The 21505-nt window shown below is 62.7% G+C and carries 25 protein-coding genes and 1 tRNA gene; 17 read left to right on the top strand and 9 right to left on the bottom strand.

Features of this window, described 5'->3' with window-relative positions; all coding sequences use genetic code 11:
* Positions 1–162 precede the first annotated feature (162 nt).
* Together ABIB80_RS01225 and ABIB80_RS01220 are read left to right on the top strand one after the other, a co-directional pair.
* Positions 163–672: a hypothetical protein gene (locus ABIB80_RS01225; RefSeq protein WP_354126890.1), complete on the top strand. Its 510-nt coding sequence runs from the start codon at positions 163–165 to the stop codon at positions 670–672.
* Between the two features lie 19 nt (positions 673–691).
* Complete coding sequence (locus tag ABIB80_RS01220; protein ID WP_354126889.1) at positions 692–1516, top strand: alpha/beta fold hydrolase; 825 nt, start codon at positions 692–694, stop codon at positions 1514–1516.
* A 6-nt stretch (positions 1517–1522) separates the two neighbouring features.
* On the opposite strand, the gene ABIB80_RS01215 is transcribed toward ABIB80_RS01220, so the two are convergent.
* Positions 1523–2176, bottom strand: a complete 654-nt coding sequence (locus tag ABIB80_RS01215) for a TetR/AcrR family transcriptional regulator (RefSeq protein WP_354126888.1) — start codon at positions 2174–2176, stop codon at positions 1523–1525.
* Between the two features lie 83 nt (positions 2177–2259).
* Between ABIB80_RS01215 and ABIB80_RS01210 the strand changes: the two genes are divergently transcribed.
* The 9 genes from ABIB80_RS01210 (at position 2260) to ABIB80_RS01170 (ending at position 8203) form a co-directional block, all read left to right on the top strand.
* Positions 2260–3198: an SDR family oxidoreductase gene (locus ABIB80_RS01210; protein WP_354126887.1), complete on the top strand. Its 939-nt coding sequence runs from the start codon at positions 2260–2262 to the stop codon at positions 3196–3198.
* Positions 3199–3224: 26 nt separating this feature from the next.
* Positions 3225–3884, top strand: a complete 660-nt coding sequence (locus tag ABIB80_RS01205; RefSeq protein ID WP_007597567.1) for an NAD(P)H-binding protein — start codon at positions 3225–3227, stop codon at positions 3882–3884.
* 81 nt (positions 3885–3965) lie between these two features.
* Entirely contained in the window at positions 3966–4403 is a 438-nt protein-coding gene (locus ABIB80_RS01200) for a DUF2948 family protein (protein WP_007597561.1), read from the top strand.
* A 152-nt stretch (positions 4404–4555) separates the two neighbouring features.
* On the top strand, positions 4556–5851 hold the full coding sequence (gene hisD, locus ABIB80_RS01195) for a histidinol dehydrogenase (protein WP_035993721.1): 1296 nt from the start codon (positions 4556–4558) through the stop codon (positions 5849–5851).
* The gene (locus ABIB80_RS01190; RefSeq protein WP_018453111.1) at positions 5848–6345 is read left to right on the top strand and encodes a UPF0262 family protein; all 498 of its coding nucleotides are present in this window, start codon (positions 5848–5850) and stop codon (positions 6343–6345) included. The genes hisD and ABIB80_RS01190 overlap by 4 nt, the downstream gene beginning before the upstream one ends.
* Before the next feature lie 5 nt (positions 6346–6350).
* The gene (locus ABIB80_RS01185) at positions 6351–6818 is read left to right on the top strand and encodes an arsenate-mycothiol transferase ArsC (protein WP_219682453.1); all 468 of its coding nucleotides are present in this window, start codon (positions 6351–6353) and stop codon (positions 6816–6818) included.
* A gap of 156 nt (positions 6819–6974) precedes the next feature.
* On the top strand, positions 6975–7604 hold the full coding sequence (locus ABIB80_RS01180) for a Maf-like protein (RefSeq protein WP_007597557.1): 630 nt from the start codon (positions 6975–6977) through the stop codon (positions 7602–7604).
* Positions 7605–7759: 155 nt separating this feature from the next.
* Positions 7760–7942: a DNA gyrase inhibitor YacG gene (gene yacG, locus ABIB80_RS01175; protein ID WP_354126886.1), complete on the top strand. Its 183-nt coding sequence runs from the start codon at positions 7760–7762 to the stop codon at positions 7940–7942.
* 185 nt (positions 7943–8127) lie between these two features.
* A tRNA-Phe gene (locus ABIB80_RS01170) sits at positions 8128–8203 on the top strand.
* 169 nt (positions 8204–8372) lie between these two features.
* Here ABIB80_RS01170 and ABIB80_RS01165 read toward each other — a convergent pair.
* The 6 genes from ABIB80_RS01165 to ABIB80_RS01140 form a co-directional block, all read right to left on the bottom strand.
* On the bottom strand, positions 8373–8690 hold the full coding sequence (locus ABIB80_RS01165) for a nitrile hydratase accessory protein (protein ID WP_007597553.1): 318 nt from the start codon (positions 8688–8690) through the stop codon (positions 8373–8375).
* Between the two features lie 4 nt (positions 8691–8694).
* On the bottom strand, positions 8695–9318 hold the full coding sequence (nthA, locus tag ABIB80_RS01160) for a nitrile hydratase subunit alpha (protein WP_035993718.1): 624 nt from the start codon (positions 9316–9318) through the stop codon (positions 8695–8697).
* Between the two features lie 8 nt (positions 9319–9326).
* The gene (gene nthB / locus ABIB80_RS01155) at positions 9327–10049 is read right to left on the bottom strand and encodes a nitrile hydratase subunit beta (RefSeq protein ID WP_354126885.1); all 723 of its coding nucleotides are present in this window, start codon (positions 10047–10049) and stop codon (positions 9327–9329) included.
* Between the two features lie 28 nt (positions 10050–10077).
* Entirely contained in the window at positions 10078–11076 is a 999-nt protein-coding gene (locus ABIB80_RS01150) for a CobW family GTP-binding protein (protein ID WP_007597548.1), read from the bottom strand.
* 123 nt (positions 11077–11199) lie between these two features.
* The gene (locus ABIB80_RS01145) at positions 11200–12825 is read right to left on the bottom strand and encodes an MFS transporter (protein ID WP_007597546.1); all 1626 of its coding nucleotides are present in this window, start codon (positions 12823–12825) and stop codon (positions 11200–11202) included.
* Positions 12826–12839: 14 nt separating this feature from the next.
* Positions 12840–13673, bottom strand: a complete 834-nt coding sequence (locus ABIB80_RS01140; protein ID WP_007597544.1) for an alpha/beta fold hydrolase — start codon at positions 13671–13673, stop codon at positions 12840–12842.
* A gap of 226 nt (positions 13674–13899) precedes the next feature.
* Here ABIB80_RS01140 and ABIB80_RS01135 point away from each other — a divergent pair, with 226 nt between their 5' ends.
* Complete coding sequence (locus tag ABIB80_RS01135) at positions 13900–15270, top strand: sigma-54 interaction domain-containing protein (protein WP_007597543.1); 1371 nt, start codon at positions 13900–13902, stop codon at positions 15268–15270.
* Positions 15271–15581: 311 nt separating this feature from the next.
* The gene (locus tag ABIB80_RS01130) at positions 15582–15830 is read left to right on the top strand and encodes a hypothetical protein (protein ID WP_354127099.1); all 249 of its coding nucleotides are present in this window, start codon (positions 15582–15584) and stop codon (positions 15828–15830) included.
* A gap of 13 nt (positions 15831–15843) precedes the next feature.
* On the opposite strand, the gene ABIB80_RS01125 is transcribed toward ABIB80_RS01130, so the two are convergent.
* Positions 15844–16986, bottom strand: a complete 1143-nt coding sequence (locus ABIB80_RS01125) for a helix-turn-helix transcriptional regulator (RefSeq protein WP_354126884.1) — start codon at positions 16984–16986, stop codon at positions 15844–15846.
* A 377-nt stretch (positions 16987–17363) separates the two neighbouring features.
* On the opposite strand from ABIB80_RS01125, the gene ABIB80_RS01120 reads away from it, so the two are divergent.
* From ABIB80_RS01120 to ABIB80_RS01105, 4 genes are all read left to right on the top strand, one after another.
* On the top strand, positions 17364–17864 hold the full coding sequence (locus ABIB80_RS01120) for a hypothetical protein (RefSeq protein ID WP_354126883.1): 501 nt from the start codon (positions 17364–17366) through the stop codon (positions 17862–17864).
* Between the two features lie 236 nt (positions 17865–18100).
* Complete coding sequence (locus tag ABIB80_RS01115) at positions 18101–18772, top strand: FABP family protein (protein WP_007597539.1); 672 nt, start codon at positions 18101–18103, stop codon at positions 18770–18772.
* A gap of 19 nt (positions 18773–18791) precedes the next feature.
* Complete coding sequence (locus ABIB80_RS01110) at positions 18792–19502, top strand: RibD family protein (RefSeq protein WP_219682450.1); 711 nt, start codon at positions 18792–18794, stop codon at positions 19500–19502.
* Positions 19503–19510: 8 nt separating this feature from the next.
* Positions 19511–20782 (top strand): flavin monoamine oxidase family protein, encoded by a 1272-nt coding sequence (locus ABIB80_RS01105; RefSeq protein ID WP_219682449.1) that lies wholly within the window; start codon positions 19511–19513, stop codon positions 20780–20782.
* A 57-nt stretch (positions 20783–20839) separates the two neighbouring features.
* Here ABIB80_RS01105 and ABIB80_RS01100 read toward each other — a convergent pair whose 3' ends face one another.
* Positions 20840–21160, bottom strand: coding sequence for a hypothetical protein (locus ABIB80_RS01100; RefSeq protein WP_354126882.1), 321 nt, complete (start codon positions 21158–21160; stop codon positions 20840–20842).
* Between the last annotated feature and the right edge of the window lie 345 nt (positions 21161–21505).

Raw genomic sequence — 21505 nt, 5'->3', positions numbered from 1 at the left:
ACTGTCGTCGTTCGTGACAGCGTTGCAAAAAATTCAGCCATGCGTTTTTCGATTCGCACGATGACGCATGGCTGCGCACGCATGTGTGACGTCGCGCAGGTGGCAATCCGATGAGGACCGTAATATCAATCCGATCCCAATGCGGAGATTAGGAGAGATGTCATGGTTCTTGGGTTGAGCTTGCCCGCCTTCACGCTGGTTCATGTCATCATCAGCCTGATCGGCATCGTCGCCGGCCTCGTCGTGATGTTTGGCCTGCTCGGCTCGAAGCCGATGCCGGGCCTCACCGCGATCTTCCTGCTGTTCACGATCCTCACCAGCGCCACCGGCTTCCTGTTTCCGTTCAAGGAGCTGCTGCCGTCGCATATCATCGGCATCATCTCGCTGGTCCTGCTCGCGATCGCCTGTCTCGCGATCTACGGCATGAAGCTCTCTGGCATCTGGCGTCCGGTTTACATCGTGACCGCGATGATCTCGCTGTATTTCAACGTCTTCGTGCTGGTAATCCAGTCGTTCCTGAAGGTGCCGGCGCTCGCCGCGCTCGCACCTGCCGTGGCACCAAATCCACCGGGAGGTCCCGTGTTCGCCGTGGTGCAGGGCCTCGTGCTGGTGTTCTTCGTGGTGCTCACCATCGGCGCCTGGCGCCGCTTCAAGCCGATGGCGTTCGCCTGATCATTCAAGGAGCCTAGTAATGCCCACCATCACCACCGAGGACGGCGTCGAGATATTCTACAAGGACTGGGGCTCGGGCCAGCCGATCGTGTTCAGCCACGGCTGGCCGCTGTCGGCCGACGACTGGGACGCGCAGATGATGTTCTTCGTGACGCACGGCTATCGCGTCATCGCGCATGACCGTCGCGGCCATGGCCGTTCGTCGCAGGTCGCCGACGGCCACGACATGGATCATTATGCCGATGATCTCGCGGCCGTAACGGCGCATCTCGATCTCAAGAACGCAATCCATGTCGGCCACTCCACCGGTGGCGGCGAAGTAGTGCATTACATCGCGCGCCACGGCGAGAGCCGGGTGGCGAAGGCCGCGATCCTCTCCGCGGTGCCGCCGCTGATGGTGAAGACGGAGGCCAATCCCGGCGGCCTGCCGAAGAGCGTGTTCGACGATTTCCAGGTGCAACTCGCTGCCGGCCGTTCCAGCTTCTACCGCGACATCGCGGCCGGTCCCTTCTATGGCTACAACCGTCCCGGCGCAAAGCCGTCGGAAGCGGTGATCCAGAACTGGTGGCGCCAGGGCATGATGGGCGGCGCGAAGGCCCATTATGACGGCATCGTCGCGTTCTCGCAGACCGACTTCACCGAGGACTTGAGGAAGATCAATGTGCCGGTGCTGGTGATGCACGGCGACGACGACCAGATCGTGCCTTACGCCGACTCCGCGCCGCTGTCGGCCAAGCTGTTGAAGAACGGCACGCTGAAGACCTACAAGGGCTTCCCGCACGGCATGCCGACGACGCACGCCGAGACCATCAACGCCGACCTGCTGGCGTTCTTCAAGGAGTGAGCGGCCTCACGCCAAGATTGCCCTGATCGCGTCGAAGGTGCGCTTGACGAAAGCTTCCGGCTTCTCCCGCGCTCCTCCGGCGATCCAGCTCTCGCCGCCGACGCGCATCGCGCCGGTGGCGATCATGGCGACGAGCCGCGCCTTCAGCTGGTCCGATTTGGTTCTGGCGCGCTGGGCGAGCCCTTCGGCCAGCGCCCGCTCGAGCTTCTCGTATTTGAGTTGGTCGCGCGCCCGAAGCGCGGGATTATCGCGCTTGAGCCGCGACATGGCCGCAGCCTCCGCCGGATCGATCCGCTTGAGCGCCGCCGCGATCGCGTTCTCCGCCGCCGTCAGCATGGTTTCGCCCGCCGGCCGCGCCACGACCTCCGCGACCAGCGCGGCGGCGGCGCCTTCCTGCCAAGCCGCGACCACGTCCTCTTTCGAGGCGAAATAATGGAAGAAGCTGCGTCGCGACACGTCCGCCGCGGCCGCAATATCGTCGATGGTCGTGGCCTCGAAACCGCGCTCCAGGAATAGCGCCATCGCGGCGCGGGTCAACCGCTCGCGGGTCGCTTGCAATTTGCGCTGGCGCAGACCGGGGCCATCAGCGGATTTTGCTCCTGCCGGCAATGGCTTGGTGCGCCTGTTGACTGATTTCCCGGCAACTTTCGAAAGCTTCAAATCACTTCACCACTTGCAAAGTTGCACCCAGTGCACATTTAGACCCGTCGCGAGGCCTTTCCCAGCCCCGACGGAGCTATGGCATGACCGACTGGACCACGGCAGACATCCCCTCCCTCAGCGGCAAGACTGCCGTCGTGACCGGAGCGACGGGCGGCCTCGGCTACGAGACGGCGATGGCGCTGGCGGGCGCCGGTGCCATTATCATACTCACCGGACGCAACGAGGCAAAGGGCCTGCGCGCGATCGAGGGCATTTGCGAGCGCTTTCCCAATGCGCTGATCGCCTACGAGCATCTCGACCTCGCCAGCCTCGCTTCCGTCGCCGATTTTACCAGGCGCTTCGCCGCCAGCAACGAGCAGCTCGACCTGCTCGTCAACAATGCCGGCGTGATGGCGCTGCCAACGCGGCAGCAGACGGCGGATCGTTTCGAGATGCAGCTCGGCACCAATTATCTCGGTCATTACGCGCTGACGGCGCGGCTGTTGCCGCAGCTTCGCCGGGCGAAGGCGGCTCGGGTCGTCAACCTCTCGAGCCTTGCGCACCGCTCCGGGGCGATCAATTTCGACGATCTGCAGGCTAGGCATTCCTATCGTCCGTGGCGGGCTTATTGCCAGTCCAAGCTGGCGATGCTGATGTTTTCGCTGGAATTGCAGCGCCGCAGCCTCGCCGCAGGCTGGGGTCTGACGAGCCTTGCCGCACATCCCGGCTACGCGCGGACCGATCTGATTTCGAACGGTCCGGGTGCGAACACGTTCCAGTGGCGTGTGAGCCGGTGGCTGCAGCCCTTCATCAGCCAGTCTGCCGCGGAAGGCGCGCTGCCGACTTTGTTGGCGGCGACCTCGCCGGCAGCAGAGCCGGGCGGCTACTATGGTCCCAACTGGTTCTTCGAATTGAAAGGGCCGCCGCGGCCGGCGAAGGTCATGCCGCATGCAAAGGATTTCGCCTCGTCAGCCATGCTGTGGGATGTTTCGGCGACGTTGACCGGTATATCCTTCGACGAGATCGCGGCCGCCGCATGAGCCGCGAGCCTGTCGGGGAGGTCCCGATGCAGATCATCATCTTCGGCGCGACCGGCATGGTCGGGCAGGGCGTCTTGCGCGAATGCCTGATCGATGCCGGCATCGATCGCGTGCTCGTGGTCGGCCGCAGTCCGACCGGCGTCCGCCACGCCAAGCTCACGGAGATCACGCACGGCGATTTCACGGACTACTCGGCGATCGAAGCGCAGCTCACCGGCTTCGATGCCTGCTTCTTCTGCCTCGGCGTCTCCTCGATCGGCATGAGCGAGGAGCGCTACCGCCATCTCACCTATGACCTCACGCTCGCAGCGGCGACCGCGCTGGCACGGCTCAATCCGCAGATGACATTCGTCTATGTCACGGGCGCCGGCACCGATTCCACCGAGCAGGGTTCGCGGATGTGGGCGCGGATCAAGGGCAAGACCGAGAACGATCTGCTCAAGCTGCCGTTCAAGGCGGCCTACATGTTCCGCCCCGGTGCAATCCAACCGCTCCACGGTGCCCGCTCCAAGACCGCGTGGGTGCAGGCCGTGTATGCAGCAAGTTGGCCACTGTGGTCGGTACTGCGCCGGGTCTCGCCGCGGCTCGTCACCTCGACGGAGCAGATCGGCCGCGCGATGATCCGGGTCGCGCGGGAGGGGTATCCGCGAAAGGTGCTGGAGATGGAGGATATCAATAGCCTCTAGTCCAGTGGGGCGTTAGTTCTAGGGAAATTTCGCCGCCCGCGCGCGTTGAGCCCTGTCCGCCCGAAGCAGAAAGCGCCGTCGATGTCTCCCCAGCTCAAACTGATCGCACTCGACGCCGACGACCTCTCCGTGATCTCGGCCCACGTCCAGGACGCCCGCGTGCAGCCCTCGGACATCATCTGGCGGCAAAGCGAAAAGCGGCTGGTCGTCGGCATGAGCCGGTTGGACTGGGAGCAGACACTGGACGGCGAGGCCGAGCCGCGCAGGCTGGTGGCGGCCCTCCGTTTCGACCGCGTGCTCGCCTGCAAGTCGCGCAACATCGACCTCGACGCGCCGGACACTGTCCTGGATCTCGTCGGCATCGAATTCCACGGCCAGGACGCCCCCGGCGGGAGCGCGCTGCTCCTGTTTGCCCAAGGCGGCGCCATCCGCCTCGACGTCGAATGCCTGGAATGCGAACTGACTGATCTGGGGGCGGATCAGCTGGGAGCGGGGTTGGAGGCTGAAGGGGAGGGGTGAGGTGGCATGCCAAGGCCACGCATTCCGCTTTCGCCAGGACGACGCCGGAGGGGAACGGCCCGGCCCAAGGGTTGACGCAGCTTCCCCGCCGCGCCATTGAGCAGGGGCCTGGTGAGCCAAACCGCGCCCCCAAAAACCAGTTAGAAGCCAAGATGCCCGTTCGTCTCGACCGCAGCAGCGCCGATTTTGACCAGCGATTCGGGGCCTTCCTCGCCGCCAAGCGCGAGGCCTCGGCCGACGTCGAGGCGGCCGCGCGAGCCATCGTCGACGACGTGGCGAAGCGGGGCGATGCCGCCCTGCTCGAGGCCACGGCAAAGTTCGACCGGTTGACGCTCAATGCATCCGGCCTGCGCGTCACCGCCGCCGAGATCGAGGCCGCGGTGAAAGCCTGCGACGCAGCGACCCTGGATGCGCTCAAGCTCGCGCGCGATCGCATCGAGACCTATCACAGCCGGCAACTGCCGAAGGACGAGCGTTTCACCGATTCGCTCGGCGTCGAGCTCGGCTGGCGCTACACCGCGATCGAATCCGCCGGCCTCTACGTGCCCGGCGGCACTGCAGCCTATCCGTCTTCGGTGCTGATGAATGCGGTGCCGGCAAAGGTCGCGGGCGTAGCGCGCCTCGTCATGGTGGTGCCCTCGCCCGACGGCAAGCTCAACCCGCTGGTCCTGGCGGCAGCAAAGCTTGGCGGCGTCACCGAGATCTATCGCGTCGGCGGTGCGCAGGCGGTTGCCGCGCTCGCGCATGGCACCGCGACGATCGCGCCCGTCGCCAAGATCGTCGGACCCGGCAACGCGTATGTCGCCGCGGCAAAGCGGCTGGTGTTCGGCAAGGTCGGGATCGACATGATCGCCGGTCCCTCGGAGGTGCTTGTCATCGCCGATGACACCGGCAATGCCGACTGGATTGCCGCCGACCTGCTGGCACAGGCCGAGCACGATTCCAGCGCGCAGTCGATCCTGATTACCGATTCCGCGCGCCTTGCCGCCGACGTCGAAAAGGCCGTCGAGGCGCAGTTGAAGACGCTGCCGCGCGCTGCGATCGCCAGCGCCTCGTGGGCCGATTTCGGCGCCATCATCATGGTGCAGAGCCTCAATGACGCCATTCCGCTCGCGGATGCGATTGCCGCCGAGCATCTCGAGATCATGACGCATGATCCCGACGCGCTCGCCGCAAGGATCCGCAACGCAGGCGCCGTGTTCCTCGGGCCGCACACGCCGGAGGCGATTGGCGATTACGTCGGCGGCTCCAACCACGTGCTGCCGACGGCGCGCTCGGCACGATTCTCGTCGGGGCTCTCGGTGCACGATTTCCTCAAGCGCACCTCGATCCTGAAATGCGGCCCGGATCAGCTGCGTGCGCTCGGTCCGGCCGCGATGATTCTCGGCAAGGCGGAGGGGCTAGATGCCCATTCGCGCTCGATTGGATTGCGCCTCAACCTGTCATGACCCAGCCGCCCGAACAGGACGACTCGACCAATCGCATCGTCGGCGTCACGCTCGACGAGGACTCGATCGGCCGTTCCGGCCCCGACATCGAGCATGAGCGCGCGATCGCGATCTACGATTTGATCGAACAGAACCTGTTCGCGCCGGAGGGCGCCGACGGGAAGGGGCCGTTCACGCTGCATATCGGCATCACCGGCAGCCGCCTGATGTTCGACATCCGCCGTGAGGACGGCACGCCCGTGGTCGCACATCTGTTGTCGCTGACGCCGTTCCGGCGGATCGTGAAGGACTATTTCATGATCTGCGACAGCTACTACCAGGCGATCCGCACCGCGACGCCGGACAAGATCGAGGCCATCGATATGGGCCGCCGCGGCATCCATGACGAGGGCTCGCGCACGCTGCAGGAGCGGCTGAAGGGCAAGGTGCGGGTCGATTTCGAGACCTCGCGCCGGCTGTTCACGCTCATTACTGTCCTGCACTGGAAGGGTTAAGCGCGATGGCGGGTCCGCCACGCGCACGCGATCCGCAATCGGTGCTGTTCGCGTGCGCCATGAACAGCGTGCGCTCGCCGATGGCCGAGAGCCTGCTGCGGCACATGTTTCCGCAAGGCCTCTACGTGAAGTCGGCCGGCGCCAGGCGCGGCGAGCTCGATCCGTTCGCGGTGTCCGTGATGGCCGAGCTCGGCCAGGACATCTCCACCCACAAGCCGCAGACTTTCGAGGAGCTGGAGGATTGGGAAGGGCTGAATTTCGACCTGATCATCACGCTGTCGCCGGAGGCGCATCACAAGGCGCTGGAGCTGACCCGCACACTTGCCGCCGACGTCGAGTATTGGCCGACGCTTGATCCCACCACCATGGAAGGCAGCCGCGACCAGAAGTTGGCGGCTTACCGTGACGTCTGCGACCAGCTCCTGCTGCGCATCCGCCGGCGGTTTTCGAAGGTGGGCGCGGCGAACGGGTAGCATTCGGCGCCCGTAACACCCGCGTCACAGACTGCGGGCACACGCATCCCGTACCCGTCGAATCAGTAAAGTCCGGGTTCCCGGGTTGTGAAATCAGCCCCCGTCCGATAGGTTCCGCGCGCAATTCACCCCCTGCTTCATTCCCCAAATCACCTGATGCTCGGCCGCCCCAAATTCGTTCTCGCCTCCGGTTCGCCGCGGCGCCTGTCGCTGCTCAACCAGGCCGGCATCGAGCCGGACGCGCTCCGGCCCGCCGACGTCGACGAGACGCCGAAGCGGGGCGAGCTGCCGCGCGCCTGCGCCAACCGGCTCGCGCGGGCCAAGGCGGATGCGGCGCTCAAATCAGTGCAGCTCGACGACGAGCTGCGCGGCGCCTTCATCCTCTCCGCCGACACGGTGGTGGCGGTCGGCCGCCGCATCCTGCCCAAGGCCAATCTCGTCGACGAGGCCGCGCAGTGCCTGCGGCTGCTGTCGGGCCGCAACCATCGCGTCTACACCGCAATCACCCTGGTGACGCCGCGCGAGGCCTTCCGCCAGCGCCTGGTCGAGACCCGCGTCCGCTTCAAGCGCCTCTCGGAGGACGACATCCAGGCCTATATCGGCTCCGGCGAATGGCGCGGCAAAGCCGGCGGCTACGCCGTGCAGGGCATCGCGGGGTCGTTCGTGGTCAAGATGGTGGGGTCCTACACCAACGTGGTCGGCCTGCCGCTCTACGAGACCACCACGCTGCTCGGCGGCGAAGGTTTCCCGATCCGCTTCGGCTGGCTCAATGCCACCGCCGTCTGAGCCGACAAGCCGCTCCTGTAAAAATCGCGAAAACAACCCCATGCACAGTAGAATTGCCCCGCGGGAATCTGGCCGGAACGCCTGCACTTCCGCCGGAGGAACCCCTTTGGCGACAGGCTCTTGAACTCTCTCACCTCGTGCAAGCTGAGCACCCTATGGACGACCAGGTGAAAAAGCCCGCAAACCCCCTCAAAACCTGCCCGATCTGCGGCAAGCCGCAGTCCGAGGCCACCCGCCCGTTCTGCTCCTCGCGCTGCCGCGACGTCGATCTGAACCGCTGGCTGAAAGGCTCCTACGTCATCCCCGGCCGGGATGACGAGGCGGATGGAGAAGAATAAACAAGTAATATCAACATTCTAAGTGAATGATGCCCGCGCAGCACGCCAGCTCCAGCAAGCCCGCCCGACCTTGTGCACAGCCGGGCCGCGCCCGGCGAAGCCTCTTGGTGAAGCCGGGTGGACAGGCAGCCTTCAGCCCACTATAAACCGCCCGCTCGATGGGCTTTGGCCCCTCTTTGGAGCACGCCCAGGTAGCTCAGTTGGTAGAGCATGCGACTGAAAATCGCAGTGTCGGTGGTTCGATTCCGCCCCTGGGCACCAAATCCACGATTTTGTGCGCTGGGGCACAATTCGTACGGCTACATTCACCAGATGATCGGCGCGAAGGCCCTCGCAGATCTATCTCTCTAGCGCTCGCTAAGTGTACGTACGATCAAGTCCAGCCCGCCGCGCTCTGGGGCCCCGCTGCATCGACCCGACATCGAGACGCCTAGAAATACGACCGGGCCGATTGCTCGATCAAGCCGGATCGTTGCACCATCTGCTCAACTACGGTGAGCCAGATCTCGTAGTAGTCCCAGCTTGGGTCGGTCTCGTCGTGGGTGGCCTCCCAAGCGGCGATGCTTGATATCATTTCCGAGCGGAAATCCTCCCATTCGAACAAGCCTTGTTTGGAGAGAGCAAGCGCCAGGCCGAATGCCTGACGCTCCCAAGGCGCGCCGAAGCAAAGGCTTCCGTTATCCTTGGGTGGCATGTCGGTCTTCCCCAACATGCTTCCCAGGGCGAAATGCTCGAAATTTGTTTGCATCGCTTCAGGTGCTCGGCGGCTTGACGATCGCGACGCCCATCATCGACTCGGGTGTGACAAGAGCTGCCAACTGCTCTTCGCTGAAGGTATCGGTGCCCGCCGGTCGTTCCGGGACAACGAACCAGCGGATCTGGGCGCTGCTGTCCCAGGTCCTGATTTCCTTTTCCGGCCCAATGTTCAGACCAAATTCGCTCAGCACTTTGCGGGGCTCGCGTGCAGCTCGCGCGCGGAACGAAGGATCCTTGTACCAATAGGGCGGCAGGCCCAGAATCGGCCAAGGATAGCAGGAACAGAGGGTGCAGATGATGAGATTGTGCACCTCCGGCGTGTTGATCGCCGCTCGCATATGCTCGCCTTCGGCGCCGGCTCCCCCGGTCACGAACTTCATCTGTTCGACCGCAGCCATGGTGTCTTCGGCCAGAATCTTCTTGAATGCCGGATCGACCCACGCTTTCGCAACAAGCTTGGCGCCATTGAACGGGCCCATTTCAGTCGCGAAGATTGCCATGATCTTGTCGACAGTCTCGCGCGTGATGACTCCCTTCTCGATGAGCAGAGCCTCCAGCGCGCGGACGCGCGCCGCGTTCACCGTTTCTCGATCCGTGGAATACTCGAAACGTTGCATCATGTGGCTCCTCAGGATGCGATGGCCGGTTCGAGATAGGCCTCGAACAGGTCTGCGTAAAAAGTAAAATTCTGCTCGGTATTTCCTGGCCACAGAGTTTCGGGATCGAATTTGACGCAGTAGACGGGCATTGCTTTGCCGATCCCGTCCGGCCCGATCTCGCAAAGATAAGTGTAAGCGTCAGGATACACGCTATCGATAATGCCCGCCTTGTTCCGAAGATGCCCTGGCAAGCGAGTGTGATCGACCGATTTCGGATCGGCGACGCAAACCGCCTCGCCGGCCGCGAAGCGCGGTTGGGTCGAGCGCTCCCGTTTCGGATCGTCGCCGATCAGCAGATATTTCCGCACGCGAGCGTCCACAGCCGCGTCTCCGCCTTTCGGCATGACTGGGGCTGACGTCAAGAAGGTTTCGGTTCGCGCGTCGAGTTCGATCTGAGTGATGTAACCCTTCGCGACGAAATACGCAGAGATTCCGCCCAGCCACTTCTCATAGTAGCGGAATTTGAAGTAATCGAACGGATTCATCGACTCTGCGCCCTTGCGCAGGTCGGCCCAGGTCCATTCGGTGTTGAATGTACTCGGTGTTGCTTCGAGATCGAGTTGCGAACTCAGTGCCATCATCGCCGTGTGGATGCCGAAGATCCTCTCCTCCCAAGCTTCCACGAACACCCGCATTTCAAGCGAGATCGGATCGAGACCTTCGAGGCCTCCTAGATAGTGTTGCAACTTCATTGTTACAGCGCCCCTCTTCTGGCTTTGATCACGTGACCAGACTGGTATCCGACGAGGTCAGATCCGAAATTTCATTTCGAATTCGCGTTGCGTCGAGCCCTCTTCCGATGAAGACGATCGCGCTGGCGCGGTGCTCATTCGAGGCCCAGGCCCTGCCTGGTCGACCTTCGAGCGTCATATGGACTCCATGGAAAACCCAACGCCGGGCCTCGCCTGCCAGCGACAGGACACCCTTGCAGCGTAGAAGGGTCTCACCATTCTCCAGGACGAACACATTGAGCCACCGGAAGAATCGAGGCCCGTCGAGGGCGCGTTCTGCGCGTACTTCGACGCTGACCACCGAGAGATCATGCTCGTGCTCGAGCTCAGAGAGCAGCAGCGGTTCAATGGACAAGCAGTTTTTCAGATCGAAGGCCTTGACGTCGACGATTGAGGCGACGTCAATCCGGCTGTCGATCGCTCGGACCATCGGAGCCATGGGATTTATGGTCCGAATAGTCGCCTCGCATCTGGCGCGTGCGTCTTGGTCGACAAGATCCAGCTTGCTTATCACCAGGACGTCGGCGAAGGCGATCTGTTCGGCCGCGACGTTTTCGCCGGAGCCCTGATCGGCGAGCCACCGGTCTATATTGATGGCGTCGACCACGGTCACGACTGCATCGAGCGCCGTGACTTCAGAAAGCACCTCGTCGACAATAAAGCTTTGAATAATGGGGGCTGGATCGGCCAACCCTGTGGTCTCGATGAGGATGCGGCGGATGGGCCTTGTTCCTGAGAGAAGATTGGTGATCGTCGAAACAAGATCCGAGCGGACCGTACAGCAGATGCAGCCGTTGTTGATCTGCAGAATCTCCTCGTCAACGCCGACGACCAGCTCGGCGTCGATGCTGATGGCTCCGAACTCATTCACGATGACCGCTGACTCGGCCATCAAGTCGCTTTCGAGCAATTGATTCAGCAGCGTCGTCTTGCCGGATCCGAGGAAGCCCGTGAGGATAGTGACCGGAATTTTTTGTGATATTGCCATTGTTGCCGCCAGATTGTTCCAACGCCTGTCGCATGTCTGATGCAGTGGAATGCGCCGCTCGAGTGGCGCATCCCAACGAAGACCTGCGACGGCGAAACTCGGCGCCGCAGGTATGCGATCGCGCTATTGCCCTCGGATATCGCGACCACGGGTTTCCGGCAGAAAGAGTGCTCCGATGATCGCGGTCAAACCGGCAAACGCGATCGTGTACCAAAGCCCGCCGAAGATGTCGCCGCTCGCGATGACGACCGTCGTTGCGACGAATGGAGCAAAACCGCCGATCCAGCCGTTACCGAGCTGCAGTGCGACGGACACGCCGCTGTAGCGGATATGGACAGGAAAGAGCTCGACCAGAAGAGCGCCCAGCGGCCCGTAAACCATGGTCGCCAGGAAGACCAAAGCGAACAAGATGGCGATCACCATCGGACCGTTGGGTTGAGCCGGCGCCTTCGCCGATGGGAGGCCTCGTTCGGTCAGCTCCTTTAGAAGCTTGGCTCCATCGAAGGCGGTCGCCGGATCTTCGTTGATCTGGACGCTAAGGGAAGCAGTATCGGCCTTCACGACGTATGGAACGGCATTCGCAGTCAGGAATGCCTTCACGCGCGTACATTCCTTCGTCGCTTGCGGGCGGAATAGCTGGCCAATCCAGGACTGATCCTCGCTGCAGTCGTTGCCGTGCACGACCACAGAAGTCTTGGCGCGGAATTCTGCAAGCGCAGGGTTTCCGTAAGTCGCCAGACTCTGGAATAACGGCATGATCAGCAGGGCTGATAGCGCGCATCCCGTGACGACGATCCACTTGCGCCCCACCTTGTCGGAGAGCCAGCCGAAGAACAGGAAGAACGGTGTGCCGAGAATGAGCGCGACCAGAAGGTAGAAATTGGCCTGATCCTGGCTCATCTTCAATGCGGTGGTCATGAAATAAAGGCTGTAGAAATGCCCCGTGTACCAAATCACCGCCTGCCCCGCTACGACTCCAAAGATGGCCACGAGCACCAAACGCAGATTACGCCTGTCACCAAATGTGTCAGCGATAGGATTTTTCGAGCCTTTGCCCTCGGCCTTCATCTGCTGGAACACCGGCGACTCGTGCAGCTTCAGCCGGATGTACAAAGAGAGGATCAGAAGCGCGATCGATCCGATGAATGGAATTCGCCAGCCCCAGCTCGAGAAGCTCTCCGCCGACATCGAAGAACGGCAAAGAATGATCACCGCCAGCGAGAGAAACAGCCCAAGCGTCGCCGTGATCTGGATCCAGCTTGTCGTGAAGCCTCGCTTGTCCGGATCGGAGTGCTCGGCAACGTAGGTCACCGCACCCCCGAATTCGCCGCCAACGGCGAGCCCTTGCAGCAGGCGTAATCCGACCAAGATGGTCGGCGCCCACCAGCCGAAAGTCTCGAATGAGGGCAGCAGGCCGACCGCCGCGGTAGCGAGGCCCATCACCAGCATGGTTACGAGGAATGTCTTTTTGCGGCCTACGAGATCGCCGAGGCGTCCGAACACGATGGCGCCGAGCGGGCGAAGAACGAACCCCGCGCCGAAGGTCGCCAATGCTGCGAGCAATGCCGCGGTGTCATTTCCTTTCGGAAAAAACAGCGTGCTGAAAAACGCTGCCAACGAGCCGTAGACAAAAAAATCGTACCACTCGAAAACGGTGCCCAGGGCGGCCGCGAAGACAATGCGTTTGGTATCGCGATCGAGGCCGTTGGACGCGAGGATGGTTTCTGATTCGATAGCTTGAATGGACATTCGATCCTCCAGCATCAAACGGCTTGGTGTGTGTAAGACGACGCGTCTTCGGTCGGGCGTGGCGGCACGTCCTGCTGCGCCAGAAATTCGTTCAGCAAGCGATTGAAAGTATCCGGTTGCTCAAGCATCGGGAAATGGCCCGCCGATGGTATGATGTGAAGGCGACTATTCGGAATGCCGTCCGCCAAGGTTTGCGATTCTCTCGGTGGGGTGATGACGTCCTCCTCGCCGACGAGGACCAGCGTTGGCACGCAGATCTCTCCAAGCTTTGCGCGGCTATCCGAGGCGTTGAGCGAGGCAATCGCCTGGCGCGCGACAAAGGCCGGAGTCTGCGTGACCTCGTTCCTGGCAAAGTCGATGAGCTCGGCGCTCGCGGCGGAGCCGAAGGATCGTTCGATCACCTTTTGGCTCGCCGTCGCCGCACCCAGTTCCTCAATGGCTTTGCGCACGTTGTCGACATTGACGTCTACGCCCAATCCATGAGGCGTGGCTCCCACCAGCACCAACGCCCGCACGTACTTCGGGTGGGCGAGCGTGAGGCTCTGGGCCACAGTTCCGCCCATCGAAAGGCCGACGAGAATGGCCGACTCGATGGACAATGCGCAGTACACTCCGAGCACGTCCTCGACGAAGGCGGCGATCGTATATTTTCGATCTACAGGGCGTGGTGAGCGACCGTGACCGGGCAGGTTGATGCGAATCATCTGGTAACCGGTCGAGAACGGCTCGACCTGCTCACGCCAGAATTCCGCTGTTGTCGTAAAGCCGTGCACGAACACCATCGGCATTCCGGCTCCGGACACCTGCACGACGGTATCGCCGACTGCGATGGTTCTTATGGTCGTCATTTCGCTCCCTCCCGAGGTCGATTCCATCACAGTAAGATCGCAAGCGCCGTGCCATGTCGGCGCCCCGCTGCACGGGGGCACCTAATGAATTGTTCTCGTTGCCAAAACGCGTGTGGCGGGGAGCGGCCCTTCCGGTTTGACGCTTTCCGAACGTGACGCTAGTGTCGCGTTTATGAGACAGTATGTCGCGCAAGTGTAACGCTTGCTGATCTGAGGTTTCCGTAAAATGGTTCTGTCCCAGTGGATCGCCGGCTCGTCCGAGGAAGCGAGCTTCCTGAAGCTTGTCCTCGATCATGTCTCGGACTGCTTGGTCGCGGTTGATACGTCAGGCACAATCGTATTGATCAACCAGCCGTATTGCAGATTGCTAGAAGGCCAGGCGGACGACTTCATCGGGCGACATATTACCGATGTCGTTGGTCCACAAACCAAGCTCCATCTCGTGGCGCGCGGCGAAGGCAGCCATATCGGTTATCCCCTGAAAGTGCGTGGACACCAACTCATTACGCGACAGGTCCCAGTGCTTCAGGATGGCCGCATTATTGGCGCGGTCGGTCTGGCCCTGTTCTCGAATCTCGGTGCTTTGAAGAGGACGTTTCGCCGGGTCGCGCAAGCCGAACTGGCACTGCCGCAGGCGAACAAGCAATGGCGCTCCCGCTTCAGCATGCGCGACATCGTTGGCCAAGGCGGGCTCATGGACGCGTACCGGCACTCGCTCGAGATCGTCGCCGGCCACGACCTTCCCGTGTTGATCTCGGGAGAGACCGGTTCCGGCAAGGAACTGGCCGCCCACGCGATTCACACGAATTCGAGCCGATCCGAGGGCCCCTTTGTCTGGATTAATTGTGCTTCAATCCCGGGCGAACTGATTGAAGCTGAATTGTTTGGCTATGAAGGGGGCGCGTTCACGGGCGCCCGAAGCCGGGGAAAGCCGGGAAAGTTCGAGCTAGCCTCCGGGGGCACCCTGTTCTTGGACGAAATCGGAGATATGCCGCTGCATCTGCAGGGCAGTTTGCTGCGGGTGCTTCAGACGAATGAGATGGTGCGGGTAGGCGGCACAACTCCGGTTGGGGTCAATGTCCGAATTGTTTGCGCAACCAATCAATCACTTCCGGAACTGGCCCAGGTCGGCCGCTTTCGGCAGGATCTCTATTACCGCCTGAGCGTGTTGCCGATCAACGTGCCATCGCTCCGTGAGCGGGACGATATCGAATTTCTCGCCCGACAATTGCTCACCCGGATCGGAGAGCGGTTGGGCAGCGAGACCAGGGACCTATCGCGAAAACAGTTAGCGTCGCTGGGTGCGCATGGGTGGCCTGGAAATGTGCGGGAGCTGGAAAACGTGCTCACTCGCTTCATCGTGACCGGTCAATTGTCGGTGCTCACCGCACATGCTTTGCCAACGCCGGAAGCGGAGAAGGTGTCCGGATTGTTGAAGGAACGCATCCGGTCTCAAACCGCGGCGGAAATTCGAGCCGCGTTGGAGAGATCCGGCGGTAACAAGCGCCAAGCAGCAGGGCTGCTCGGCATCAGTCGCGGGCATTTGTATCGGCTTATGAAAGAGCAAGCCTCTGATTCCAATCAAGCGCGGGACTAACGCGGTGGCGGATTGGCGATGAAGCGAATCTAGGCCACCGCTGCCAGGCACTCACGCCACCATATTGAGGACAAACAGCAATTCGTCCCGTCGGTGGTTGCGTATGATACCCTCCCTGGGCACCATTTTCGCTCGGCACGGGCAACATCTTCCCCAGCGCCAAGCCTTGAGCGCCAGGTCTTGACCAGCCGGTTCGCGCAGCAATCCCGTTCCGGAACCAGATCGCGCCCGCCCATTGCTGGCACTCTGCTTGCTCAGCCAGGACCAAAGTCTGGCCTTGGAAGAGAGGCCGTTTCAGGTTGAGGCAAGTGATGCAGGAAGTGTCCCGTTCTGATGCTGCTGGCGAACTCCGGCTCGATGCGTTGGTCGCCGATTTGTGGTGGCGCGTTCGGCTCATGAACACAGACATTCTCGAGGAAGAGGCGAGAGCAGGGGTGTTTGACGTGCTGCAGCCGACATACCCGCTTCTTGCGCTTAATCTTCGCGCGCGACGCGACAATTTGGTCTCGACGATCGGCGTGCTCGAGCAGCGTGCGCGATCAACGTCGGAAGCGGCTTGAGCGCGGTCTTCTGTTACACCGGGAACGTCAGCGATTTCGCGAGCCTGACCAGATCGACCTGGCGTCGGCAGCCCGTCTTTTCGAAGACGTGAATGAGGTGGCTCTTCACGGTGCTGACGGTAACGCCGAGCAAGGCCGAGATCGCGTCTCGTGTGTGTCCCTCGCAGATGAGCTCGAAGATGCGAATCTCGGCCGGCGTCAGGTCATAGAGCTGGTTGAGCGCATCGTGAGGCAATCGCGGTGGCCCGGAGGCTGACGTCACGAACACGGCGGCAGCGGCGCTTTGGATCAGGCCGGATCGCGTGTGGCTGCGTCGCAACGGCAGAACGTGAATGACGAGAGCGTCACCGCCTTGGCGAGGGATCGGGATGCCGATGCCTTTTTGCCCGAGCTTCGTCTCGTCCCTTGCCGCCTGCGCGACGGCCGATTGCAATGTGGCCGTGGTCGCCGCGGATTGAACCGCGATCCTGCCATGCCTTGCCATGATCGGATCGCCGGCCGCGAGCATCGCCGCGGCTGCGGCGTTGGCGTGAACGATCTTCGAATCCTCGTCGGCCAGGACGACGCCCACCGTCAGGGCCTCCACCGTCGCCGCGAATGTGTTGGCCTCCACCGCCTTCATGTCGAACAGATTGCTGATCGTCACGGCGCGGCGGATGTGAGGCGCCAGAAGGCGCAATCCGTCGACCTGCACATCGTCAATGCGGCCTGCCGACTCATGCTGGCTGAATATCGCATTTCCAACCATCGTCCTGTCGCGTACGAGGCCGACGGCAACGGCGTCGAACAAGCCCTTGGGCAGGGCCCATTCGCGATAATAGCGGTTGCTGGAAATGATCTCCGACCGGACGGCTTCGGATTGAACGATCGGCTCGCCGAGCGGATACTGCTGAATGCGCTCGGCGCCGCCCCAGAGCTCGATGATGTCGGCGCCGTAGCCGACCCCGTTCTGGGCCATCTGGGCCAGGTCGGACCCGGAGACCGCATTGACGACGGCCTTCATATTGGTGAGGCTGGCGACCGAGAGCGCGCCGGTGGCAAAGCCGAACTCGGCGCAGATCTCATCCAGAACTTCGGTCCAGCGTTCCGGCGCGATCACACAATCATAGATACTGCCGATGAGGTCCGAGAACTTCTCGACCGAAGCCTGGTGCATTCCAAACCACTCACTTGAAAATAGCGGACGTCACTTGAAAGCTAGTTTAGGAGTGGCTTCATCGCCTATGACGTATTTCACAATCCCGAGGCAGCGATCCTATCACCGCGATTCGGGGGCGCAAACGGGAACACCGAACCCAAATGCTCGGAGTGGCTTGTTGGCGACCGCGCCGCATTTCGCGCTCGTGCTTTGCTGCCGCTAAGTCGAGTGTCTGTTCTGCTCGATGCCTGCTCAAAACTGCGGCAGATGCGATGCGGAGCGCGTCGGCAGGCCGTGTCAAGTTGCATGGTACCTCTCCATGCAACCTGGATCAGGGCGTGATATCCTGGCCCTCGGGACGGAATTGACCGTCCCGCATCTGGAAGGACATGGCCATGACGTTGTCATCACGCTTCGGTACGCGTCCCGCTGTCGCCATCTCATCGATTGCACTGCTCCTGTGCGCACTCGGCGGCACCGCGATGTCGCAACCGACGCCCACCACGACCGCCGCCGACACTCAGCTTCCCGGCGTCACGGTTGAGGCGCCGAAGCATGTGGCGCGGCCACACCGGTTGGCGCATCACGCGACAGCTCGCGGGCCCGCATCGCGCACGCCAAGCGCTTCGACGGCGTCACTGGCGCCGAACTCGGACGCCGCGAAGCTTGCCAAGCTCGCCGCCGCCACGGGCAGCTGCGTCGGCGGTTGTCAATCGAGCTTCAAGGCGGGCGACAAGCCCTGGGTTGGTTGCAACGTTTCGGGTGGCGTCTATTCGTTCACGTGCCGTAACGTCGCTAACTACAAGACCTATGACGAGTGCAAGGAAGCAGGACGGATCACCGGCTGGCGCTCCGGCGAGACCTCGGCATATTGCAGCAGCCTTGCGTTGAAGTAGCAGTGCGGATGGCCTCTCCTCCGATTGCACGAGGCAAGTCGCAAGCGGGTCGACGATCAGCGCGTGATTGACGACACATATCATTCCAGCCGGTCAGTCCAGCCTGTTGTCAGGTGGCTCGCGTCATGGATCGTCTGCGCGTGGCGCCTATGTCCATTCGCGATTGTGAGGCTTGCGAACGAGCCACGCCCGCGCTCTCATGCTATTGCTGCCTCCGCAATGACGCGAGGACACCCATGCTCCCCCTTCCCGCCGATATCTTCACCGAGCCCGAGGACGTCTCGCCCGACGGGCTTGCCAATCTCGGCCCGCTCCGCCGTCTCGCAGGCAGCTGGCAGGCCGACAAAGGTATCGATATCAATCCGAAGGCGGAGGGGCCGGAGCGGCGGACCTTCATTGAGCGCATCCGGATGGACCCGATCGATCCGCAGGCCAACGGGCCGCAGCTGCTCTATGGGCTGCGCTATCACATCCACATCAACACGCCCGAGGAAGACATCACCTTCCACGACCAGGTCGGCTACTGGTTGTGGGAGCCTGCGACCGGGCTGATCATGCAGACGCTGGCGATCCCGCGCGGGCAGGTGCTGCTGGCGTCGGGCAAGGCCGGGGCGGACGACAAGGAGATCTCCGTGACCGCCAAGCGCGGCGACACCGCATACGGGATCTGCTCGACTGATTTTCTGGAACAAGCGTTCCGCACCGATGCTTACCGCTGCGACATCACCTTCAACGACGACGGCAGTTGGACCTATCTGATCCAGACCGAGTTGTTCGTGCGCGGCGCGCCGTTCAACCATCGCGACACTAACACGCTGAAACTCGTCGCGCCGCCAAAGCTCAATCCCCTCGCGGTGATCTTGAACGATCGCGCCACGGGGAATAAGGGCAATGAGCCGGCAGCCTGAGCGCGGCCCGGAGATACGCATGAAGCCTTACGTCATCTGTCTGATGCATTCGAGTCTGGACGGCCGCACCCATCCGAGCCGCTGGCGCCCGAAGGGGGCAGGGACGGACTGGTTCGAGAAGATCCACGACGAGCTCGGCGGCGATGCCTGGGTAATCGGCCGCGTCACCGGCTCGGAGTTCGCCAAGGGCAAGCCCTATCCCGCGACGGCGGCCGCGAAATTTCCGCGCGAAAATTGGTTGGCACGACGTGACGCGATAACCTATGGCGTCGTGCTCGATGCGAAGGGCAAGATCGGCTGGGGCCGCTCCGATATCGGCGGCGATCCGATCGTCGTCGTGCTGACCGAGAGCGTCTCCGATTCGCATCTCGCGGGGCTCCGCCGCGAGGGCGTGTCCTATATCTTTGCCGGAAAGTCCGAGATCGACCTCGCGCGGGCGGTGGACATTCTCAACCGCGAGCTCGGCGTGAAGCGCCTTCTGGTGGAGGGCGGGGGCGTCGCCAACGGCGCGTTCCTTCGTGCCGGCCTGATCGACGAGTTCGATCTGATCCTTAGCCCCGCGATCGACGGCGCCAAGGGCGCGCCCTTCGTGTTCGATTCCACGGATGCCGATGGCGACCGGCGTGCACCGCTGAGCGCGATGACGCTGGAGAGCACGCGGGATCTCGGCGGCGGCGTCCTGCTGCTGCGCTATCTGATCCAGAACGATCCGCAGGCCGTGGGCAAGTAAGCACCGACATGTCGGCAACATCAGAGCATATCGTCATCGTCGGTGCCGGCGCGGCCGGCCTGATGGCGGCGCGCGAGCTGGCGTGCGCGGGCAGAACGGTGACGATCCTGGAGGCGCGCGAGCGCTGCGGCGGCCGCATCCATCCGCTGTCTGTTTCGGAGTTCGGCTACCCCGCCGATGGCGGCGCCGAATTCGTCCACGGCGAGGCGCCGGTCACGCGCGCGCTGCTGCATGAGGCCGGGCTGTCCCTTCAGGAAATCGAAGGCGAGCGATGGGGCTTTGACGGCGCAGACATCGTGCGCGAGGATCGCCACGATCCGCTTGAGGCCAAGCTGCACGCCGTGGTTCGGGAATTGAATGACGATCTCACCATCGCCGATTTCCTGCGCCGGCATTTTGCCGGCGATGAGCATGCGGGGCTGCGCCATTCGATCGAGCGAATGGTCGAGGGCTACGATGCGGCCGATCCCGAGCGCGCCTCCACGCTGGCGCTGCGCGAGGAATGGATGGCTGGCGGGCACTCTCCGCAGGCGCGCATCAAGGGCGGCTATGGTGGGATGATCAACTTCCTGGCAGCCGAGTGCCGCAACCTTGGCGTGATGTTTCGCTTCGGCTGCGTGGTGTCGGCGATCGAGGAGGAGGGCGGCGCGATCGCCGTTCGCTGTATCGGCGGCGACGTGCATGGCTGCGGTCGCGTGATCCTCACTGTTCCGTTGCCGCTATTGCGCGAGATCGGGCTGCCGAGCCGCGCGCGCGCGAAGGCGGCGGCGGCCGACGACATCGGCTTCGGTAACGTGATAAAAATCCTGCTGCGCTTCAGGCGGCCATGGTGGCGCGAGCGCAAGGAAGAGCTCGCGGACATGAGCTTCATTTTGTCCGACCAGGTCATCCCGGTGTGGTGGACGCAATATCCGAACCGGCATCCCGTGCTGACCGGATGGTTCGGCGGCCCGCGCACGGCAGCGCTGTCGCACCTCGGCCCGCAAGCGCTGATCGATGCCGGGCTCGATTCGCTTGCGACCGTCTTCGGCCTGTCGCGCGAAGATCTCGCGCGCGAGCTCATCGCGGCCGCTGCGACCAACTGGGCGCACGATCCCTATGCCCGCGGCGCCTATTCCTGGGCGACGCCGCGAACGCGCGAGGCGCAAACGATCCTCGCGCTGGCCGACGGTCCAGTGCTGTTCTCCGGCGAGGCGCTCTATCGCGGAGCCGACATGGGCACGGTCGAAGCGGCGCTGGCGAGCGGCCAGCAAACGGCGGGGCTGATCTTGCGGGGATAGCTGACAGTCAAGAAAAAGGCCCGCATCCCGCGGGCCTTCGTCTTACCAGCGACCGTCTTACCAGCGGCTGCCGCCGAAGCCGAACGTCACGCTGGGACCGCCGCCGCCGTAATATCCGTACGGTCCGCCGCCGTAATAGCCGTGGTGCCGCGGGTAATAGCCGTAGCTCCGGTAGTGCGGACGATGAAATCCGTGATGGTGGTGAGGACGCCAGTGATGGCGATAGCCGTGATGGTGGTGCCTGTGCTGCGCGCTGATATCGGCCGACTGGCCGGCTGGCGCGTTGTGTTTCGCGCTTGAATTGTTGGCCGCGTTCGCCGCGGATCCGCCTGCAAGCGCCGCAGCACCGACGGCCATCGCGACAATGAGATACTTCATGTCATTACTCCAGTTGAATGTCGTGTGACAACACGTGGTCATCCGGCGCGTTCCGGTCAGTGCGGGCGTCGAAACGACGCAGTTTCATTGGCGTTCGATTTGCGCGGCTGCGTGCGTCTCGTGAGATTTATTGTCGCATCGCGGGCGTCGATCGCAACTCTGCCATCACTCTGCCGCGAATGACGCAATCACGTCATCGGTGGAGAGTCGCGAAAGGCCGCCATGCCGGGGGCTGATCAGTCAATCGCTCAACTCAACGTGATCCTCATGCGCGTTGCGCTTGATCCAGCGCAACTCCGGCCAGTGTCTCCCCATGCAATGTCGCCGCGACAATTCGAATTGCAG

The organism is Bradyrhizobium sp. i1.15.2, assembly GCF_040548425.1.
In the GTDB taxonomy this organism is placed as follows: Bacteria; Pseudomonadota; Alphaproteobacteria; order Rhizobiales; family Xanthobacteraceae; genus Bradyrhizobium; species Bradyrhizobium canariense.
This window is presented reverse-complemented; position numbering and strand designations above follow the sequence as displayed.

What these genes read in the sequence shown, in the direction of transcription:
- ABIB80_RS01225 (WP_354126890.1), top strand. Translation starts at nt 163, where the DNA reads ATGGTTCTTGGGTTGAGCTTGCCCGCCTTCACGCTGGTTCATGTCATC.
- ABIB80_RS01220 (WP_354126889.1), top strand. Translation starts at nt 692, where the DNA reads ATGCCCACCATCACCACCGAGGACGGCGTCGAGATATTCTACAAGGAC.
- ABIB80_RS01210 (WP_354126887.1), top strand. Translation starts at nt 2,260, where the DNA reads ATGACCGACTGGACCACGGCAGACATCCCCTCCCTCAGCGGCAAGACT.
- ABIB80_RS01205 (WP_007597567.1), top strand. Translation starts at nt 3,225, where the DNA reads ATGCAGATCATCATCTTCGGCGCGACCGGCATGGTCGGGCAGGGCGTC.
- ABIB80_RS01200 (WP_007597561.1), top strand. Translation starts at nt 3,966, where the DNA reads ATGTCTCCCCAGCTCAAACTGATCGCACTCGACGCCGACGACCTCTCC.
- hisD (WP_035993721.1), top strand. Translation starts at nt 4,556, where the DNA reads ATGCCCGTTCGTCTCGACCGCAGCAGCGCCGATTTTGACCAGCGATTC.
- ABIB80_RS01190 (WP_018453111.1), top strand. Translation starts at nt 5,848, where the DNA reads ATGACCCAGCCGCCCGAACAGGACGACTCGACCAATCGCATCGTCGGC.
- ABIB80_RS01185 (WP_219682453.1), top strand. Translation starts at nt 6,351, where the DNA reads ATGGCGGGTCCGCCACGCGCACGCGATCCGCAATCGGTGCTGTTCGCG.
- ABIB80_RS01180 (WP_007597557.1), top strand. Translation starts at nt 6,975, where the DNA reads ATGCTCGGCCGCCCCAAATTCGTTCTCGCCTCCGGTTCGCCGCGGCGC.
- yacG (WP_354126886.1), top strand. Translation starts at nt 7,760, where the DNA reads ATGGACGACCAGGTGAAAAAGCCCGCAAACCCCCTCAAAACCTGCCCG.
- ABIB80_RS01165 (WP_007597553.1), bottom strand. Translation starts at nt 8,690, where the DNA reads ATGCAAACAAATTTCGAGCATTTCGCCCTGGGAAGCATGTTGGGGAAG.
- nthA (WP_035993718.1), bottom strand. Translation starts at nt 9,318, where the DNA reads ATGATGCAACGTTTCGAGTATTCCACGGATCGAGAAACGGTGAACGCG.
- nthB (WP_354126885.1), bottom strand. Translation starts at nt 10,049, where the DNA reads ATGAAGTTGCAACACTATCTAGGAGGCCTCGAAGGTCTCGATCCGATC.
- ABIB80_RS01150 (WP_007597548.1), bottom strand. Translation starts at nt 11,076, where the DNA reads ATGGCAATATCACAAAAAATTCCGGTCACTATCCTCACGGGCTTCCTC.
- ABIB80_RS01145 (WP_007597546.1), bottom strand. Translation starts at nt 12,825, where the DNA reads ATGTCCATTCAAGCTATCGAATCAGAAACCATCCTCGCGTCCAACGGC.
- ABIB80_RS01140 (WP_007597544.1), bottom strand. Translation starts at nt 13,673, where the DNA reads ATGACGACCATAAGAACCATCGCAGTCGGCGATACCGTCGTGCAGGTG.
- ABIB80_RS01135 (WP_007597543.1), top strand. Translation starts at nt 13,900, where the DNA reads ATGGTTCTGTCCCAGTGGATCGCCGGCTCGTCCGAGGAAGCGAGCTTC.
- ABIB80_RS01130 (WP_354127099.1), top strand. Translation starts at nt 15,582, where the DNA reads ATGCAGGAAGTGTCCCGTTCTGATGCTGCTGGCGAACTCCGGCTCGAT.
- ABIB80_RS01125 (WP_354126884.1), bottom strand. Translation starts at nt 16,986, where the DNA reads ATGCACCAGGCTTCGGTCGAGAAGTTCTCGGACCTCATCGGCAGTATC.
- ABIB80_RS01120 (WP_354126883.1), top strand. Translation starts at nt 17,364, where the DNA reads ATGACGTTGTCATCACGCTTCGGTACGCGTCCCGCTGTCGCCATCTCA.
- ABIB80_RS01115 (WP_007597539.1), top strand. Translation starts at nt 18,101, where the DNA reads ATGCTCCCCCTTCCCGCCGATATCTTCACCGAGCCCGAGGACGTCTCG.
- ABIB80_RS01110 (WP_219682450.1), top strand. Translation starts at nt 18,792, where the DNA reads ATGAAGCCTTACGTCATCTGTCTGATGCATTCGAGTCTGGACGGCCGC.
- ABIB80_RS01105 (WP_219682449.1), top strand. Translation starts at nt 19,511, where the DNA reads ATGTCGGCAACATCAGAGCATATCGTCATCGTCGGTGCCGGCGCGGCC.
- ABIB80_RS01100 (WP_354126882.1), bottom strand. Translation starts at nt 21,160, where the DNA reads ATGAAGTATCTCATTGTCGCGATGGCCGTCGGTGCTGCGGCGCTTGCA.